The organism is Actinomadura sp. NPDC048955, assembly GCF_040649435.1.
Classification (GTDB): Bacteria; Actinomycetota; Actinomycetes; order Streptosporangiales; family Streptosporangiaceae; genus Spirillospora; species Spirillospora luteofluorescens.
Window position 1 is genome coordinate 1 of the sequence record NZ_JBEZJI010000007.1, and the last position, 17,040, is coordinate 17,040.

A 17,040-nucleotide genomic window follows, 5' to 3' on the forward strand; every position below is an offset into this window, starting at 1 on the left:
TGGCGCGCATACTCCTGCCGCACCTGGAGCATCGCTTGTTGCAACCGGCCAGAGCCCAGGCTGGACGGACGGCCGCGGCCGTCCGTCCGACACGCCCCGCCGCCATCCCGGGAACCGCGAGGGTCCTTGGTTACTCTCATGACCATGGCCACACGTGCGTCTGGAGGCGCGAAACCCTCCTCGCGTGCGGGGGGCACGGCGGCTCGCAAGCCCGCAGGTACGACCCCCCGGAAGCGACCGAGCGGCACCACCAAGGGAGGCCGCGGCTCGGGCCGCGGGCGCCCCCCGCAGAAGCCCGACCCGATCCCCCAGGCGGTCCTCGGGTTCTTCAAGCTCCTGTTCAAGCTGTACCTGCTGGCGGCGGTCGCGGTCGGGTCGGTGTTCCGCGCCTACGGGAACGGGGCCCGCAACCTCGACCCCGAGCACCGCCGCGACGGGCTGGGGCTGGCGCTGCTCGGCTCGTCCATCGTGCTGGCCTCCGTCACCTGGTTCCGGCCCGACGGCGTCGTCACCATCGCGCTGGAGAAGGTGGTGCGCGGCGGGCTCGGCATCATGGCGATGGTCCTGCCCGTGCTGCTGGCGCTGCTGGCGTGGCGGACGCTGCGCCATCCCGAGCACCACGAGGACACCGGCCGCGTCGTCATCGGCATCACCGCGCTCGCCGTGGGCGTCCTCGGCATCCTGCACATCGCCGCGGGGGTCCCGTCCCCCGCCAAGGACATGAACGGCGTCCGCGAGTCCGGCGGCGTGGTCGGCTGGCTCGTGTCCGCCCCGCTCGACGCGGCGCTGAGCGGGTGGGTGGCCGTCCCGCTGCTGCTGCTCCTGTCCGGTTTCGGGCTGCTGGTCGTCACCGCGACGCCGATCGCGAAGGTGCCCGAGCGGGTCGCCGACCTGTGGGCGCTGGCCACGCTGCAGAGCCGTCCCGAACGCCCCTCCGAGGGCGAGGCCGGGCAAGAGGGCGCGCCGAAGAAGCGGCGCCGCAAGAACAAGACCGAGGACGGCGACGAGCTGGAGGTCGGCGAGCACTCCAAGCCGTACGACACGCCGCTGCTGGAGGACCGGCCGAAGAAGGCCGAACGGCCCCGCCGCGACCTCGCCGACGAGCTGTTCGAGCCCGACCCGTTCGGCGCGCAGGTCCCGCCCCCGGCCCCGCCCGCCGACGAGCCGATGGACGAGCACGTCGCCGGCGAGTCCATGTCAGCCGACCCGATGTCCGCCGATCCTCCGGTCGAGCCAGCCGAGGCCGAGCACCCCGAGGTGCGCGACCCGACGCCGGCGCCGCGCCAGACCGAGCAACTGCCGCTCTCGTCGTCCGGCGAGATCTACGTTCTGCCCGACCCGACGGCGCTGCGGCCCGGCAGCGTCTCCAAGCCGCGCACCAAGGCCAACGACACGGTGGTGAACGCGCTCACCGGCGTGCTGGAGCAGTTCGACATCGACGCGCAGGTCACCGGGTTCACCCGGGGCCCGACGATCACCCGGTACGAGATCGAGCTCGGCCCGGCGGTGAAGGTCGAGAAGGTCACCGCGCTGACCAAGAACATCGCCTACGCGGTGAAGAGCGCCGACGTGCGCATCATCTCCCCGATCCCCGGCAAGTCCGCGATCGGCGTCGAGATCCCCAACACCGACAAGGACATCGTCAGCCTCGGCGACGTGCTGCGCTCGCCCGCCGCGACGGGCGAGCACCACCCGATGATCGTCGGGCTCGGCAAGGACGTCGAGGGGCGCACGGTCGTGGCGAACCTGGCGAAGATGCCGCACATCCTCATCGCGGGCGCCACCGGGGCCGGCAAGTCGACGTGCATCAACGGCCTGATCACCTCGATCCTGATGCGCGCCACCCCCGACGAGGTCCGGATGATCCTCGTCGACCCCAAGCGGGTCGAGCTGACGATGTACCAGGGCATCCCGCACCTCATCACACCGATCATCACCAACCCCAAGAAGGCCGCCGAGGCCCTCGAATGGGTCGTCGGCGAGATGGACCGCCGCTACGACGACCTGGCCGCGTCCGGGTACCGGCACATCGACGACTTCAACAAGGCGGTGAAGGCGGGCAAGCTCGTCCCGCCGCCCGGCAGCGAGCGCGTCTACACCCCGTACCCGTACATGCTCGTCATCGTCGACGAGCTGGCCGACCTGATGATGGTCGCGCCGCGCGACGTGGAGGACTCGGTCGTCCGCATCACCCAGCTCGCCCGCGCCGCGGGGATCCACCTCGTCCTGGCGACGCAGCGGCCCTCGGTCGACGTCGTCACCGGGCTCATCAAGGCCAACGTGCCGTCCCGGCTCGCGTTCGCGACCTCGTCGCTGTCCGACAGCCGCGTCATCCTCGACCAGCCGGGCGCGGAGAAGCTCGTCGGGCAGGGCGACGCGCTGTTCCTGCCGATGGGCGCGAGCAAGCCCATGCGCCTCCAGAACGCCTACGTCTCCGAGAAGGAGATCCACAGCGTCGTCGACCACTGCAAGGGGCAGATGGAGGCGAGCTACCGGGAGGACGTCGCCGCGGCCGGCGCGCCGAAGAAGGAGATCGACGAGGAGATCGGCGACGACATGGACCTGCTCGTCCAGGCGATCGAGCTGGTCGTGTCGACCCAGTTCGGGTCGACGTCGATGCTGCAGCGCAAGCTGCGCGTCGGGTTCGCCAAGGCCGGGCGGCTGATGGACCTCATGGAGAGCCGCGACATCGTCGGCCCCAGCGAGGGCTCCAAGGCGCGGGACGTGCTGGCCAAGCCCGACGATCTCCCCGGGGTGCTCGCGGAACTGCGCGGCGGGGGCTGAGCGCGGTGCCGGGGCATTGCGGAATGATGCGAAATCTTGCCCTGTTTCGAACGTGTTGGCAGTCGCCGAACGGGCACCCCCGTTCCTAGACTGGTTTCACAGTCAAGCGAGATCGGCCACGAGCTCCTCAGAGGAGGCCCGGCGTGAGCATCGGTGAGACCTTGGCGGAGGAGCGTCAGCGGGCCGGTCTCTCGGTGACACAGGTGAGCCTCCAGACGCGCATACGCGAGACCGTCGTCCGCAGCATGGAGGCCGACGACTTCTCCGCGTGCGGGGGCAACTTCTACGCCCGCGGCCACATCCGCAGCATCTCGCGCGTGATCGGCATCGATCCGGAACCGCTGGTCGCCGAGTTCGACGCCGCGCACGGCGGTGCCCCGCAGCCGGTGTCGGCGGTGTCGGCGTTCGAGCCTGAGCAGCCGGTCGCGTTCCGCGAGCGCCGGTCGCCGAACTGGAGCGCCGCGATGGCGCTCGCCCTCGCGCTCGTGGTCATCTACGGGATCGTCCAGGTGGTCGGGCACGGCGGCGGCGGCGAGCGGCGCACCGCGCGGCAGGTCGCCGGGACGCCCGCGCCGTCCACCCCGTCCGCGACGCCGGCCCCGCCGAAGAGCAGCGCCCCGGTCGCGGAGGCGCCGCGCACCAAGGTCGAGGTGCGGGTCGAGGCGAAGCGGACGACGTGGCTGAACGTCCAGGGCGACAAGGGCAGGCCGCTGTTCAGCGGGATGATCCGCGAGGGCGAGCAGAAGAGCTTCAGCGCCAAGAAGAAGGTCCGGCTGGTGATCGGCGTCGGCGGCAGCGTCAACCTGATCGTCAACGGCAAGGACCTGGGCTCGCCCGGCAAGGGCAAGGGCGTCCAGCGGCTGACCTTCGACCGCGGCGACCCCGAGTCGGCCTGATCCGGAGGGGGCGGCCCGGTCCGCCGCCCGCCAGGACGTTCCCGCAAGGACGTCGCGGGCCGATGGTCGGCTTCGGAGCGAGGGCCCATTACCTTAGGGGCATGTCGACTCGCCGCAAGGTCTCACTCATCACGCTCGGCTGCGCCCGCAACGAGGTCGATTCCGAGGAGCTCGCCGCGCGCATCGAGGACGCCGGCTGGGACCTGGCGGACGGTGCCGACGGCGCGGACGGCGCCGACGTGGTGGTCGTCAACACCTGCGGGTTCATCGAGGCCGCCAAGAAGGACTCCATCGACACGCTGCTGGCGGCGCACGACTCCGGCGCCAAGGTCGTCGCCGCCGGGTGCATGGCCGAGCGGTACGGCAGCGAGCTGGCCGCGGCGCTCCCCGAGGCCGACGCGGTGATCGGCTTCGACGACTACACCGCGATCGGCGACCGCCTCGACGACGTCATGGCGGGACGCAGGCGCGACGCGCACACCCCGCGCGACCGCCGCACCCTCCTGCCGATCAGCCCGGTGGAGCGGCCGGTGCACGGTTCCCACGTCGTCGTCCCCGGGCACGGCGGGCAGGACGACCTGCCCGACGGCGTGGCCCCGGCGTCCGGTCCGCGGGTGCTGCGGCGGCGCCTCGGCGGCGGCCCGGTCGCGCCGCTGAAGCTGGCGTCCGGCTGCGACCGGCGCTGCACGTTCTGCGCGATCCCGGCGTTCCGCGGCGCGTACGTGTCGCGTCCGCCCGCGGAGGTGCTGGAGGAGGCGCGCTGGCTCGCCGACCACGGCGTCCGCGAGCTGGTCCTCGTCAGCGAGAACTCCACGTCCTACGGCAAGGACCTCGGCGACCTGCGGGCGCTGGAGAAGCTGCTGCCCGAGCTCGCCGCCGTCGACGGCGTCGAGCGGGTGCGGGTCAGCTACCTGCAGCCCGCCGAGACGCGCCCCGGCCTCATCGAGGCGATCTGCGGCACGCCCGGCGTCGCGCCGTACTTCGACATGTCCTTCCAGCACGCGAGCGGCCCGGTGCTGCGCTCGATGCGCCGGTTCGGCGACCGGGAGCGGTTCCTCGGGCTGCTGGACCAGATCCGCGCGCTGGCGCCCGAGGCGGGCGTGCGCTCCAACTTCATCGTCGGGTTCCCGGGAGAGACCGAGGACGACTTCGAGGAGCTGGTGGAGTTCCTGTCGGCCGCCCGGCTCGACGCCGTCGGCGTGTTCGGCTACTCCGACGAGGAGGGCACGGAGGCCGCGAACCTGGACGGCAAGCTCGACCCCGCCGACGTCGCCGCCCGCGTCGAGGAGCTGTCCGGCCTCGCCGAGGAGCTGACCGCGCAGCGCGCCGAGGACCGCGTCGGCTCCGTGGTCCGCGTCCTGCTGGAGGACAAGGCCGAGCAGGCGGGGGACGCGGAGCCGGACGGCGGTTTCGAGGGCCGCGCCGAGCACCAGGCGCCCGAGGTGGACGGGACGGTCCTGGTCCGCGGCGAGGGCCTCGCCCTGGGCGACATCGTGGAGGCCCGGGTCGTCGGCAGCGACGGGGTGGACCTCATCGCGGACGTCTCGTGATCGCGGGCACCCCGGAGCCGGTCGCGGGCGCGCCGGATCCGCCGCAGGCCGGCGTCTGGAACATCGCCAACGCGCTGACCCTGCTCAGGATCGCGCTGGTGCCGCTCTTCGTCTGGCTGTTCTTCCTGGACGGCACCGGCTGGCGGCTCGCCGCCTTCGCCGTGTTCGCGGTCGCCTCGATCACCGACAAGATCGACGGCGACATCGCCCGGGCGCGCGGCCTCGTCACCGACTTCGGCAAGATCGCCGACCCGATCGCGGACAAGGCGCTCACCGGGGCGGCGCTGATCAGCCTGTCGGTGATGGGCGAGCTGTGGTGGTGGGTGACCGCCGCCATCCTGGTCCGCGAGATCGGCATCACGGTGATGCGGTTCGTCGTGATCCGCCGCGGCGTGATCCCGGCGAGCAAGGGCGGCAAGCTGAAGACGATGCTCCAGGTCCTCGCCATCGGCTTCTACATCCTCCCGGGCCCCCTGGACTACCTGCGCTGGGTCACGATGGGCGCGGCCCTCATCGTCACGGTCGTCACCGGCGCCGACTACGTCGTCCAGGCCTGGCGCATGCGCCGCACGTCCGACGGGACTTCCTGAACACCGGCGCTTCCCGGACCGTCAGGAGGCGGTGAGCTCGTCGCCCACGCGAAGGGCGCCGGGCGCGCGAGGCACGCCGAGCCTGCCGAACATGATCTCGCGGGTGCCGCCGAACCGTTCGGTGCGGTACCGGGCCAGGGCGCGCAGCGGCTCGGGGGACCGGCGGGCCGTGTCCTGGTCGGTGTTGATGATGACGCAGCGGCCGCACGGCCTGACGAGCTCGATCTCCACGCGGTCTCCGCGCAGCCGCGTGACGGAGTCCTCGCCGTAGGGGCCGAGGCCGCGCAGGACGATGTTGGGACGGAAGCGCGCCATCGGGAGCCGGGCGTCCGCCCGCCGGTTCAGGTCGTCGAGCGACTCGTCCGACAGGACCGAGACGGGGTAGCCGTCGGCGTACGTCAGGGTGCCTCCGCCGAGCGCGGTGGGGCGCGTCCCGGTGAAGCGGACGAGACGGCAGGGGAGTCCCAGGGTCTCGGAGAACCAACCGGCCGCCTCGTCGCCCTGGTCCACTCCCTGGCACGGGCGGCGGTGCACGGTGACGTCGAGGGCGGGGCCGTCGACCGCCTCGCACACCAGGGGAGCGGCCGCGAACGGGGTGCGGACGACGAGCTTCACACCGTCGAACCCGGGTCTGAGCAGTGCCAGCTCGGGAACCTCCCGTTGCGACAGATGCCGCCCGTCGGGACGGACGAGCATGAACTCCCGGTCGTGGCGCAGCCCCTGGGGCGTCAGTTCGGTCTCGGCGACCGGAACCGCCCCCGCGCTCTTGATCGGAAAGACGTTCAACCCGGCGACAACGGCGATCATGTGCCGGACGTTACGGACCCGCTCGCCCGGTGGCCAGGCGTACGGGCGATACTTGACGCGGATTCGTCAGCTTGGAGGCCGGAGGGCATGGACGCGCAGGACTTCACCTACGCCGAGGTGGGCGCGACCCGCGACGCCGAACGCCCGGCCGGCTACCGGCACATGCGGCAGCGGATGCTCGTCGGGCGGGGACCGGCGGCGTTCCGGAACGCCACGGACGCGGTCATGGAGTTCTGGATGCACCGGGCACTGCCGGTCCGGGTGGAGGCCTCGGCGCCCCGCGCCGCGCCCGGAGTGAGCGTCGTGATCGGACTGGGCGCCGGGCCGCTGCGCCTGAAGGCGCCCTGCCGGATCGTGTGGACGCGCGAGGAGGAGCGCTACGCCGGATGGGCGTACGGCACGCTCCCGGGCCACCCGCAGTCGGGCGAGGAGTCGTTCGTCGTCCACCTGGACGACGAGGGTGACGTGTGGCTGACGGTCACGGCGTTCAGCCGTCCGGCGACGGCGGCCGCGAAGCTGGCGGGCCCGCTCGGAAGGATGTTCCAGCGGTCCTACGCACGCCGCTGCGGCGCCGTGCTGCGCCGCCTGTCGCGGGTTTAGGTGGGCCGCGGGACCACGCCCACCCCGGTCGTGGCCCCGCGGCCCCGCTTTTGGGGTGCCCGCGCTATTCGATTATCCCTGCCGGCGTCCTCGTGCACGAATCGACGGAATGAGTTTTGACTCACAATGTGACCTGCGCTTCCCGCCATTGTCGGCCTCCGGGGCCGGTGACGTGCGGCGACGATGCGCGCTCCCGGCGGTGCCCCGGCCGCGCGCAGCGTCCGGCGCGGTCCGGGCGCGGCGGACATAAACGCGGCCGCCTCATTTCACGACGACGGAAAAGCGTTATGCCGGTGGGGCCGGTGGGAAGGGGCGGAGTCTGCGGCGTCCTCATTCGGTCGGTTTTTCCGGTGAACCGGCCGTCCGCCGGGCCCGTCGCGGGCCCGCGCCGGTAGATTCGGGGACGCTCGCGCGAGGGGGACGGATCCCGCGCGGCGCGGACGGACGGGGACGCGATGCGGGTCGAACTGCTCACCGTCGGGGACGAACTGCTCCTCGGCGACACCATCAACGGGAACGCCGCGTGGCTCGGCCGCCGGCTCGCCGACCACGGCGTCGAGGTCACCCGGAGCGTGGTCGTCGGCGACGAGCCGGACGTGATCGTCGCGGCGGTGGCGTCCGCGCTCGACCGGGCCGACGCGGTCATCACCACGGGCGGGCTAGGCCCCACCTACGACGACGTGACGCGCGACGCGCTCGCCAAGGCGGCGGGCGTCGCCCTCGTCCGCGACCCCGCGCTGGAGCGGCGGCTGCGCGAGCGGGTCGCCCGGGCGGGCCGGGAGTTGCAGCCGATGGCGCTGCGCATGGCGGACGTCCCCGAGGGCGCGCGACTGCTGGCCAACTCGGCGGGTTCGGCTCCGGGCCTGCGGGTCGAGCTGCCCGGAGGGGTCGTCTACGCGCTGCCGGGCGTCCCGTTCGAGATGCGCACGATCATGGACGAGGTCGTGCTGCCGGAGCTGGCGGAGATCGCCGGGCTGCCCTCCGTCGCGCGCCGCACGCTGCGCACCGCCCGGCTGTGGGAGTCGGTCATCGCGACCCGCCTCGCCGAGGTGGAGGCGATGGACGGGGTGAAGCTCGCCTACCTGCCCGACCCCGCCGAGGTGAAGATCCGCATCACCGTGGCCGGCCGGGACGCCGCCGGACGGCTGGCGGGCGTGGAGTCGCGCGTCCGGGAGCTGCTCGGCCCGTCGGTCTACGGCGTCGATGACGAGTCGCTCGGCCTGGTCGTGCACCGGCTGCTGCTGGACCGGGGCGAGACCGTCGCCACGGCCGAGTCGCTGACCGGCGGCCTCATCGGCTCCGAGCTGACCGCGACGCCCGGGTCGTCCGGCACTTACGCGGGCGGCATGGTCACCTACGCCACCGATCTGAAGCGGCGGCTGCTCGGCGTGCCGGGCGACCTGCTCGCCGAGCACGGGGCCGTCCACCCGGACGTGGCCGCCGGGATGGCCGCGGGGGTCCGGGACGCGCTCGGCGCGACCTACGGGCTCGCGGTGACGGGCGTCGCCGGCCCCGACCCGCAGGACGGCCGTCCCGTGGGAACGGTCTATGCCGGCTTGGCCGGACCCGGAGACTCGCTCACGGTCGTCGCGCCGAGACTCCCGGTGCCCGGCACGGGGCCGGAGATCCGCGCGGTGATCCGGCGGATGACCGTCGTGCACGCGCTTGAGCTGCTGAGACGCCGGTTGCTGGGACTTGACGTCGAGGACGAGAGCGGGGAGGCTCGGGCAGATCGGGAAGATCGGGGCTGATTACAGCGTTACGTTCCGAGCGAACACGAAATCAACGGTCTGCCACGGCCACCGCCAAGGCGGGTACGGTGGAACCGGCAGATGGTCCGAACTGAGGGAGGGAGCGAGACGATGGTCCTGCTTCGCCAGCTGCTCGGTGACGTACTGCGGCAGCTGCGGCTGCGCCAGGGACGCACCCTCCGTGAGGTGTCCGCGGCCGCGCGGGTGTCACTCGGCTACCTCTCCGAGGTCGAGCGGGGTCAGAAAGAGGCCTCTTCGGAGTTGCTGTCCTCTATCTGCAAAGCCCTGGGCGTCCCGCTGTCGCATGTGCTGAGGGAAGTCGCGGATCAGCTCGCCCTCGCCGAGCTGCAGCACGAGCCCGTCATGGCGGGAGCGCCGGAGCACGAGCGCATCTCCGCCGAGAGCATTCCGGAGACCCCGGAGGAGATCACCGGCGAGCTTCGCGCCGACATGGTCGCCGCCTGACCGTTTCCGGCGTCCATGCCCCGACCCGGGGCCGCGGGTGTGCGCGGCCTCACGGCATGGACCCGGCATTTCCGGGGACCTTCCCGTGTTGTAACGGATAACCGTAACGATGCGGAAGGAGCCCGTTCATGGCGTCGGTCAAGAGCCCGCTCAACGAGGCGGCGATGAAGGCCGCCGGGGACGCTCTGCAGGGCGCTCTCATCGATTTGATCGATCTCGCACTCGTCGCCAAGCAGGCGCACTGGAATCTCACCGGCCGCAACTTCAAGGTCGTCCACGAGCACCTCGACGAGGTCGTCGCGCTGGCCCGCGGCGGCCAGGACGACGTGGCCGAGCGCGCCGTGGCGATCGGGGCGAGCCCCGACGGCCGCGTCCGCACGGTCGCCGACCGCACGACGATCCCGCAGCTGGAGGCCGGCCGCCTCGCCGACGACAAGGTCGTCGCCGCGATCACCGACATCCTCGCGCAGATCATCGCCCGGTTCCGGGAGCGCATCGCGGCGACGGACGAGCCGGACCCGGTCACCCAGGACCTGCTCATCAGCATCACCGCCGAGCTCGAGAAGCAGCACTGGATGTTCCAGGCGCAGACCTGAACCGCGACGAGAACCCCGGCCCGGCGAGGGCCGGGGTTTTTCGCGTTCCGCCGCGTTCCGGCCCGCGATCTGCCGATCATGGGGGATGCGCCCCCTCTCCCGAGCCCTGCCGCTCACCGCCGCCCTGCTCGCCCTGGCCGCCTGCGGCGGCGAGGCGGGAGGTGCGGACCGGCCCTGCACGCTCATCGGGTCCGAGCCCGGCCTGAACCTGATCGTTCCCGACGGCTCCCGCCTCGCGGCCGCGTCCCTGCGGGTGTGCTGGGGCGGGAAGTGCCAGGAGCCCCGGATCCGGCTGAACCCGACCTCGAAGTCCGTCTCGACCGGCTGCGACGGCGACGGACCCGACGCCGCCTGCGGCGCCTCCGCGTCCCCGGACGGGGGCAAGGCGGGCTTCGCGCGGCTCGACGGCCTGCCCGAGGCGCCCGTCCAGGTCACGCTCAAGCTGCGCGACGCGAACGGTCGGACCTATCTGACGCATCGCCTCGACGTCACACCGAAGGCCACGTTCCCGAACGGCCCCCACTGCGGCAGGGGCGCCCCGCAGGCGGTGCTGACCGTCGTGAACGGCCAGGTGACCGTGCGCTGATCAGAGATGCGCCAGGACGGTCTCGGCGAACTCCACGGCGAGCGGGCTGAGGGCGTCCCAGCGGCGCGTCGCCCATCCGGCGGTGAGCGGCGGCAGTTCCGGGATCGGAACCAGCCGGACGTCCCCGGACCCTCCTCCCCAACCCGGCAGGGCGGGCAGGATCGCCTGGCCGAGGTCCAGCTCGGCCAGCAGGAGCGCGGTGTCCCAGTCGGCGACGCTCGTGGTGGACGTGAGGCGCACGCCGTGGCGTTCCAGATGCATCTCCAGATGGACGCGGGACGTCGAATGCGCGGGCAGTTCGATGTAGCGGATCGCGGCCAGGTCGTCCAGCGCCACGGACGCCCGCGCGGCCAGCGGATCGCCGGCGTGCACGGCGAGCATCCATGGCAGCTCGCACGACGCCCGCTGCTCGACGCCCTCCAGCGGCGGCCCGATCGTCACCCACGCGAGATCGGCCGTGTGCGAGCGCACCGCCTCCAGGCACCGGCGACTCGACCCGGCGGTCTCGAACTGGAGCGCCGCCTCGGGATGCCGCCTGCGGAACTCCGCCACCCCCGCCGCCATGAAGTGCCGCACGGTCGTGGCGCCCGTCGCGACCCGAACGGTGCCCCCCACCCCCCGGCGCAGGTCATCGAGCTGACGCAGCGCGGCGTCCAGCCCGGCGATGCCTTCCCTCGCCGCCTCATCCAGGACGCGCCCCGCACGGGTCGGCACCACCCCGCGCGGGCGCCGCTCCAGCAGCACGAGCCCGGTCTCGCGCTCGAGACGCTTGACGTGCTGGCTGACGGCCGACTGGCTGCACGACAGATCCCGCGCCACCGCGCTCAGGTTCCCCGCCGCACAGACCGCCACGAAAACACGAAGATCATCCAATGTCACACACCCAAGCTAGACCGAGGGCCTCCCCAATAAAACCCGAGAGTTGACTTGGAACGGCCCCCAGCCGCACGATCTCCACACGGGCGCAGGATCCGGCGACCCGCGAAGGCGGCGACCCGCTCTGAACTTCAGGGGGCAGGGCGGGCGCCGACCGGCTGGCAGTGCGGGCACCAGAACGTCGCGCGCTCACCGTGCTCCGCCCGCTCGACGCGGGTGCCGCACCTCCGGCAGGGGCGTCCGGCGCGCCCGTACACCCAGTGCTCCCGGCCGCGCCCCAGGTCACCGGTCGTGATGTGGCCGTGCCGCTCCTTGTTGGCCTCCAGAAGCCGGTGAGAGAGCTGCACAAGCCCCGGAATGTCGCGAACGTCCGCCACGGCGGTCCACGGGTTCACGCCCCGCAGGAACAGAACCTCGGCCTTGTAGACGTTGCCGATTCCGGCGACCCTCGTCTGGTCGAGCAGCGCCTCGCCGATCGTCCGCTCCGGCGTCTCCGCCAGCCGCGCGGCGGCCTCGGCCGCCATCTCCGGCCCCCACGCCGGATCGAGGAGATCGGGCCCCAGGTGCCCGACCGCCGAACCCTCCTCCTCGGTGCGCAGCAACTCGACCACCCCGAGCGAGTACCCGACCGCCTGCCACTGCGCGTTCGCCAGCACGAGCCGCACCCGGTGGTCGCGCGGAGGAGGCCCGGCCCTGCGGATCTGCCAGCGCCCCTCCATCTTCAGATGGGTGTGGACGGTCAGCCCGCCCTCCACCCGGACGAGGAGATGCTTGCCGCGCGAGACCGCGTCCAGAACGGTCCGCCCCCGCAGGTCGGCCGTCGCGTACCTCGGCACGCGGAAGTCCGAGCGCGTCAGCACGCGCCCCTTGAGCGCCTCGCGCAGGCGCCGGGCGGTCTGCCAGACGACGTCGCCCTCGGGCATGTCAGATCAGGGAGGGGCTTTCCCAGGCGGACGGGTCCTCGGTCAGCTTCTGGACGGGCGCCGGCAGCTCCCCGGCGGCGATGTGCGCGAGCGTGACCTGCTCCAGGATCGACCGCTCGCTGGCCCGCAGCGCGATCCACACCTCCTGCAGGGACCGCGCGGGCCCCTCGTACCCCACGTGCTCGGGCCGCTCGCCCCGCACACCGAGCAGCGGCCCGTCGATCGCGCGGATGATGTCGGCCAGCGAGATCCGCTCGGCCGGGCGTGCAAGCCAGTAGCCGCCTTCGGGCCCCCGCTGGCTCCGGACGAGCCCGGACCGGCGCAGCTGGCCGAGAATGTTCTCCAGGAATTTGGGCGGTATCTGCTGGGCCTCGGCGAGTTGGACCGCGGTCACCGGATGACTCCCGGCGACCGCCAGCTCGGCGGAAGCACGCAGCGCGTAGTCGACCCGGGCGGACAATCGCATATTCGCATTATCCCTTGCCGATAGGACCACTTGGGTTCGCCCGCCACACCAGACTGTACCTACTAGTATGTACAGTCCGACGGAGAGGACACCCGACATGCCGCTGGTCCGCATAGACGCCCTCCGGATGCCCCCGAGCCGACTGGAAGCACTCGGAGACGCGGTGCACCAGGCCCTCATGGAATCGATCGGCTTCCCCGCCGACGACCGCTTCCAGATCCTGACCAGCCATGACGGCACGACCGGCACGCTCCGCCACGGCACCTACCTGGACATCCCCCGCGACGACGGCATCGTCTACATCGACATCACCATGCGCGCCGGCCGCACCGACGACCAGAAGAGGAAGCTCTACGCAAGCATCTGCGCCCTAGCCCACGAGCGCGCCGATGTAGCCCCCCACAACGTCTTCATAGTCGTCCACGAGAACACCCCGGCGGACTGGTCCTTCGGACACGGCCAGGCCCAGTACCTCCTGTGACACGGCGCATCCGCCGGAACCGGGCTCTTGTCCGGCGGACGCGCCGTGGGTCTTGATGGCCGCGCGGCTGCCTCTGTCGCGGCCGGGCGTGAACCGGCTACTGCGACGCCCTCGAACGGCACCGCGTCCCCGCGACCACCTCGTGGTCGCGAATCCGGGCCCGAGCGGAACGGCTGCCGGTCGCGCGGCGGCTTGCCCGCCGACCGTCACCCGCTACTGCGGAGACCTCAGCCGGTACCGCAACCCCGCACTGACCTGGGGGCCGCGATCGCGTCCGAAGGCAGGTTCGAGCGAAGCGAGAACCTGATCGCGCAGCGAGCCGCAAGGCGAGCCGGAGCGATGCCAGCGATCGCCGCGTTTTTCGACGATGGAGGGCCGTCAAGGCCCGAAGGAGGAGAAAAAAGCATTTAGCACAGTCCTAGTAGTTCGGCGGCTGCTTGGGCGTTGGCGGCGGCTGCGCCGTAGGTGGCGAGGTAGGTGGCGGAGTGGGGGCGCCAGACGGGGAGGCCCATTTCGACGACGACGGTGTCGGGGCGGGCGGTGAGCAGGGCCGTGGTGAGGGCGCGCTGGGCGGCGTGGCGGTGCGCGTCGCGGAGGACGATGACGAGCCCGCGGCCCTTGGCACGGTCCAAGACGTGGTCCGCCGTCCCGTCCGCGCCGTCGGTCCGGAGGGCGTCGGGCGCCCACGGGTGCAGTCCCCAGGGGGTCGGGCCGACCGCGATGTTGCCGGTCGACTCGGTTTCGACGACGAGGGGCGCCCCGGTCCAGCCGGGCAACGCTCCCGTCACGCGGACGGCGCGGCGGGCGGCCTCCAGGCCGGCGGGCCGGTCGATGACGGCGGGGCTGTGCCCGGCGAGCCAATCCCTGAGCAGGCGGGTGCGCTCGGCGGCGTCCGCCAGCCTGGCGAGGGGGAGGCGCCCGGTCCGGACGGCCTCGTCGACCGCGGCGAGGGTGGCCTCGACGGTCTCGGCGTGCTCGTGCGGGCCGAGGCACAGCAGGTCGGCGCCCGCGATGAGGGCCCGGACGGACGCCTCGGGGATGCCGATCGCGCCGCTGGCGCCCTGCATGTCGAGCGCGTCGGTGACGATCACGCCCTGGTAGCCGAGCCGTTCGCGGAGCAGGCCGGTGATCGCCTCGGGGGAGAGGGTGGCCGGCGCCCCGCGGGTGATGCCGGGCAGGTTGAGGTGCCCGGTCATCACCGCGCGGGTGCCGGCCGCGATCGCCGCCCGGAACGGGACGAGCTCGCGCCGGTCCAGCAGGTCCAGGTCGGCGTCGACGAGCGGGATGCCGAGGTGGGAGTCGTCCACGGTCGCGCCGTGGCCGGGGAAGTGCTTGGCGCAGGCGGCGACGCCCGCCTCCTGCGTGCCGGTGACGGCGGCTGCGGCGTGCCGCGCGACCAGCGCGGGGTCGGAGCCGAACGAGCGGGTGCCGATGACGGGGTTGTCGTCGGCGGTGTTGACGTCGACCGACGGCGCGAAGTTGAAGTTGACGCCGACCTCGGCCAGTTCGGCGCCGAGCGAGCGGTAGATGCGGCGGGTCAGCTCGGGGTCGTCGACGGCGCCGAGCGCGGCGTTGCCCGGGTAGGGGCTGCCGGTGGCGTGGCCGCCGAGGCGGGTGACGTCGCCGCCCTCCTCGTCGATCGTGATGAAGGGGTCGCCGGCCTTGCGCATCTGCGCGGTGAGCGCGGCCAGCGACTCCGGGCTCGGGACGTTGCCGGTGAGCGCGAACAGCGTGACGCCGCCGAGCCCCGCCTCCAGCTCGTCGAGGAGCCAGCTCGGCGCGGTCGGGCCGGGGAAGGACGGCAGCAGCGTGCCGCGTGCGAGCCGGGCGATCTCCGCCGTGGTCGCGATGTCGTCGGTCGTCACCCCTTCACCGCCCCGGCGGTGAGCCCGGACACCATGCGGCGCTGGACGATCAGGAAGAAGGCGATGACGGGAATGGTGAGCAGCGTGGACGCTGCCATGATGGGCCCCCAGGCGTTGCCGCTGCGGCCGAAGAAGAACTGCAGCATGATCGGCAGGGTGTACTTGGTCTGGTCGTCCAGGAACGTGAACGCGAAGATGAACTCGTTCCAGGCGGTGATGAAGGAGAAGATGCTGGTCGCCACCAGTCCGGGCGCGACGAGCGGGAGCATGACGCGAAAGAACGTCCGGACCGGGCCCGCTCCGTCGATGGCGGCGGCCTCCTCCAGTTCGCGCGGCACGGCGGCGACGAAGCCGCGCAGCATCCAGATCGCGAACGGGACGGCGAAGCCGATGTAGACGATGACGAGGCCGGCCAGGCTGTTCAGCAGGTCCAGCTGCTTGAGGTCGAGGAACAGCGGGATGACCAGCGCCTCGCACGGGACCATCTGGACCACCAGCAGCATGATCAGGAAGGTGGTGCGGAAGCGGAACCGGAAGCGGGCGACGGCGACCGCGGCCATGAGCGAGAGCAGCCCCGACACGAGGACGGTGACGAGCGCCAGGATCGCGCTGTTGCGGAAGTACTCCCAGAAGGAGACCTCGGCGATGCCGCCGTTCAGCACCAGGTCGAAGTGCTCCAGCGTCGGATGGGACGGCAGCGGCTTCGGCGTCGTGCTGAAGATCTCGGTGTTGGGCTTGAACGCGGTGGAGGCCATCCAGAAGACGGGGAACACCGCGATCACGAAGACGAGCAGGCCCGTCCCGTTCAGCAGCAGCTTGCGCGACAGGCGCCTCATCGGGTCTCCCCCTGACGGACCATGACCCGCACGTAGAGGGCGGTGACGACGAGCAGGATGAGCGTGAGGACGAGTGCGATCGCCGAGCCCATCCCGAGTTTCGGATTGAGCGAGCCGAACGCCTCGGAGTAGCCGTACAGCGACAGGTTGAACGCGTCGCGGTTGGCCATCCCGGCCATGATGAACAGCTGCGTGAAGACCTTGAAGTCCCAGATGATCGACATGACGACCAGCACGAGGAAGATCGGCTTGAGCATCGGGTAGGTGAGGCTCCAGAACGTCCGCCACGGTCCGGAGCCGTCCACCCTGGCGGCCTCGTACAGCTCGCCCGGGACGCTCTTCAGCCCGGCCAGCACCGACACCGCGACGAACGGGCACGCCTGCCAGACGACGCACACGGTGAGGACGGTGTAGGTGGACAGCGGCGTGGCGAACCAGTTGTAGTCGTTCCATCCGCCGCCGACCAGGAAGTCCGGCAGCAGGTCCAGGCACCAGTTGACCAGGCCGCCGGTGGTGCCGAACAGCCAGCTGAAGATGATCGCGGCGGTGACCGGCGGGGTCGCCCAGGCGACCATCACGCCGCCGGCGACGAAGCTCGACATCCGCTTGCCGAGCTTGTTGAGCAGCAGCCCCACCAGCGTCCCGACGACCAGGGTCAGGGACACCGCGACGACGGCGAACAGCACGGTGTGCCGGAGGGTCTGCCAGAAGAACGGGTCGTTGAAGATCTTTTCGAAGTTCTCGGTCCCCACCGACTCGGCCGGTTCGCCGCGCAGCTGGCGGTTGCCGACCTTCTGGAACGACATGACCCCGATCTGGATCATGGGCCAGAACATCAGGACGGCGATCACGGCCACGGTGGGCGCGATCAGCAGGTAGGGCCCGAAGCGGGGCCTGCGGCGGGGCCGCGCCCGGCCGGACGTTCTCCGGCCGGGCGCTTTCCGCACCGCGGGAGCGGTGTCGAGCAT

17 protein-coding genes are annotated in these 17,040 nt (G+C 72.0%); 10 read left to right on the plus strand and 7 right to left on the minus strand.

What is annotated here, in order from left to right:
- Positions 1 to 144: 144 nt before the first annotated feature.
- The 4 genes from AB0C84_RS09405 (at position 145) to AB0C84_RS09420 (ending at position 5,820) form a co-directional block, all read left to right on the plus strand.
- A complete protein-coding gene (locus tag AB0C84_RS09405) occupies positions 145 to 2,784 on the plus strand; it encodes a DNA translocase FtsK (protein ID WP_361063256.1) in 2,640 nt (879 codons plus the stop codon).
- A 143-nt stretch (positions 2,785 to 2,927) separates the two neighbouring features.
- A complete protein-coding gene (locus AB0C84_RS09410; RefSeq protein WP_338741682.1) occupies positions 2,928 to 3,680 on the plus strand; it encodes a helix-turn-helix domain-containing protein in 753 nt (250 codons plus the stop codon).
- Between the two features lie 101 nt (positions 3,681 to 3,781).
- On the plus strand, positions 3,782 to 5,230 hold the full coding sequence (rimO, locus tag AB0C84_RS09415; RefSeq protein ID WP_361063260.1) for a 30S ribosomal protein S12 methylthiotransferase RimO: 1,449 nt from the start codon (positions 3,782 to 3,784) through the stop codon (positions 5,228 to 5,230).
- Positions 5,227 to 5,820: a CDP-alcohol phosphatidyltransferase family protein gene (locus tag AB0C84_RS09420; RefSeq protein ID WP_361063263.1), complete on the plus strand. Its 594-nt coding sequence runs from the start codon at positions 5,227 to 5,229 to the stop codon at positions 5,818 to 5,820. Before rimO ends, AB0C84_RS09420 begins: the two co-directional genes overlap by 4 nt.
- 21 nt (positions 5,821 to 5,841) lie before the next feature.
- Here the strand turns inward: AB0C84_RS09420 and AB0C84_RS09425 are convergent, their stop codons facing one another.
- Entirely contained in the window at positions 5,842 to 6,627 is a 786-nt protein-coding gene (locus AB0C84_RS09425) for an MOSC N-terminal beta barrel domain-containing protein (protein WP_258938650.1), read from the minus strand.
- Positions 6,628 to 6,714: 87 nt separating this feature from the next.
- On the opposite strand from AB0C84_RS09425, the gene AB0C84_RS09430 reads away from it, so the two are divergent.
- The 5 genes from AB0C84_RS09430 to AB0C84_RS09450 all read left to right on the plus strand — a co-directional run bounded on the left by AB0C84_RS09430 (position 6,715) and on the right by AB0C84_RS09450 (position 10,625).
- The gene (locus tag AB0C84_RS09430) at positions 6,715 to 7,227 is read left to right on the plus strand and encodes a DUF1990 domain-containing protein (protein ID WP_361063266.1); all 513 of its coding nucleotides are present in this window, start codon (positions 6,715 to 6,717) and stop codon (positions 7,225 to 7,227) included.
- A gap of 455 nt (positions 7,228 to 7,682) precedes the next feature.
- Complete coding sequence (locus AB0C84_RS09435) at positions 7,683 to 8,978, plus strand: CinA family nicotinamide mononucleotide deamidase-related protein (RefSeq protein WP_361063269.1); 1,296 nt, start codon at positions 7,683 to 7,685, stop codon at positions 8,976 to 8,978.
- Positions 8,979 to 9,089: 111 nt separating this feature from the next.
- Complete coding sequence (locus tag AB0C84_RS09440) at positions 9,090 to 9,443, plus strand: helix-turn-helix transcriptional regulator (protein ID WP_089313015.1); 354 nt, start codon at positions 9,090 to 9,092, stop codon at positions 9,441 to 9,443.
- 128 nt (positions 9,444 to 9,571) lie between these two features.
- Positions 9,572 to 10,039, plus strand: a complete 468-nt coding sequence (locus AB0C84_RS09445; protein WP_179843202.1) for a DNA starvation/stationary phase protection protein — start codon at positions 9,572 to 9,574, stop codon at positions 10,037 to 10,039.
- Between the two features lie 85 nt (positions 10,040 to 10,124).
- Positions 10,125 to 10,625: a hypothetical protein gene (locus AB0C84_RS09450; RefSeq protein ID WP_361063272.1), complete on the plus strand. Its 501-nt coding sequence runs from the start codon at positions 10,125 to 10,127 to the stop codon at positions 10,623 to 10,625.
- Here the strand turns inward: AB0C84_RS09450 and AB0C84_RS09455 are convergent, their stop codons facing one another.
- From AB0C84_RS09455 to AB0C84_RS09465, 3 genes are all read right to left on the minus strand, one after another.
- Positions 10,626 to 11,504, minus strand: coding sequence for a LysR family transcriptional regulator (locus AB0C84_RS09455; RefSeq protein ID WP_361063276.1), 879 nt, complete (start codon positions 11,502 to 11,504; stop codon positions 10,626 to 10,628).
- Positions 11,505 to 11,632: 128 nt separating this feature from the next.
- Entirely contained in the window at positions 11,633 to 12,424 is a 792-nt protein-coding gene (locus tag AB0C84_RS09460; RefSeq protein ID WP_179843199.1) for an Fpg/Nei family DNA glycosylase, read from the minus strand.
- A 1-nt stretch (position 12,425) separates the two neighbouring features.
- On the minus strand, positions 12,426 to 12,890 hold the full coding sequence (locus tag AB0C84_RS09465) for an Rrf2 family transcriptional regulator (protein ID WP_179843198.1): 465 nt from the start codon (positions 12,888 to 12,890) through the stop codon (positions 12,426 to 12,428).
- Between the two features lie 97 nt (positions 12,891 to 12,987).
- Between AB0C84_RS09465 and AB0C84_RS09470 the strand changes: the two genes are divergently transcribed.
- A complete protein-coding gene (locus tag AB0C84_RS09470) occupies positions 12,988 to 13,371 on the plus strand; it encodes a tautomerase family protein (RefSeq protein WP_361063280.1) in 384 nt (127 codons plus the stop codon).
- Positions 13,372 to 13,778: 407 nt separating this feature from the next.
- Here AB0C84_RS09470 and AB0C84_RS09475 read toward each other — a convergent pair whose 3' ends face one another.
- From AB0C84_RS09475 to AB0C84_RS09485, 3 genes are read right to left on the minus strand one after another with little or no spacing between them, the layout of a single operon-like run.
- Entirely contained in the window at positions 13,779 to 15,236 is a 1,458-nt protein-coding gene (locus tag AB0C84_RS09475) for a glycoside hydrolase family 3 N-terminal domain-containing protein (RefSeq protein WP_361063283.1), read from the minus strand.
- The gene (locus AB0C84_RS09480; protein ID WP_258938658.1) at positions 15,233 to 16,072 is read right to left on the minus strand and encodes a carbohydrate ABC transporter permease; all 840 of its coding nucleotides are present in this window, start codon (positions 16,070 to 16,072) and stop codon (positions 15,233 to 15,235) included. Before AB0C84_RS09480 ends, AB0C84_RS09475 begins: the two co-directional genes overlap by 4 nt.
- Positions 16,069 to 17,040: a sugar ABC transporter permease gene (locus AB0C84_RS09485; RefSeq protein WP_361063287.1), complete on the minus strand. Its 972-nt coding sequence runs from the start codon at positions 17,038 to 17,040 to the stop codon at positions 16,069 to 16,071. The genes AB0C84_RS09480 and AB0C84_RS09485 overlap by 4 nt, the downstream gene beginning before the upstream one ends.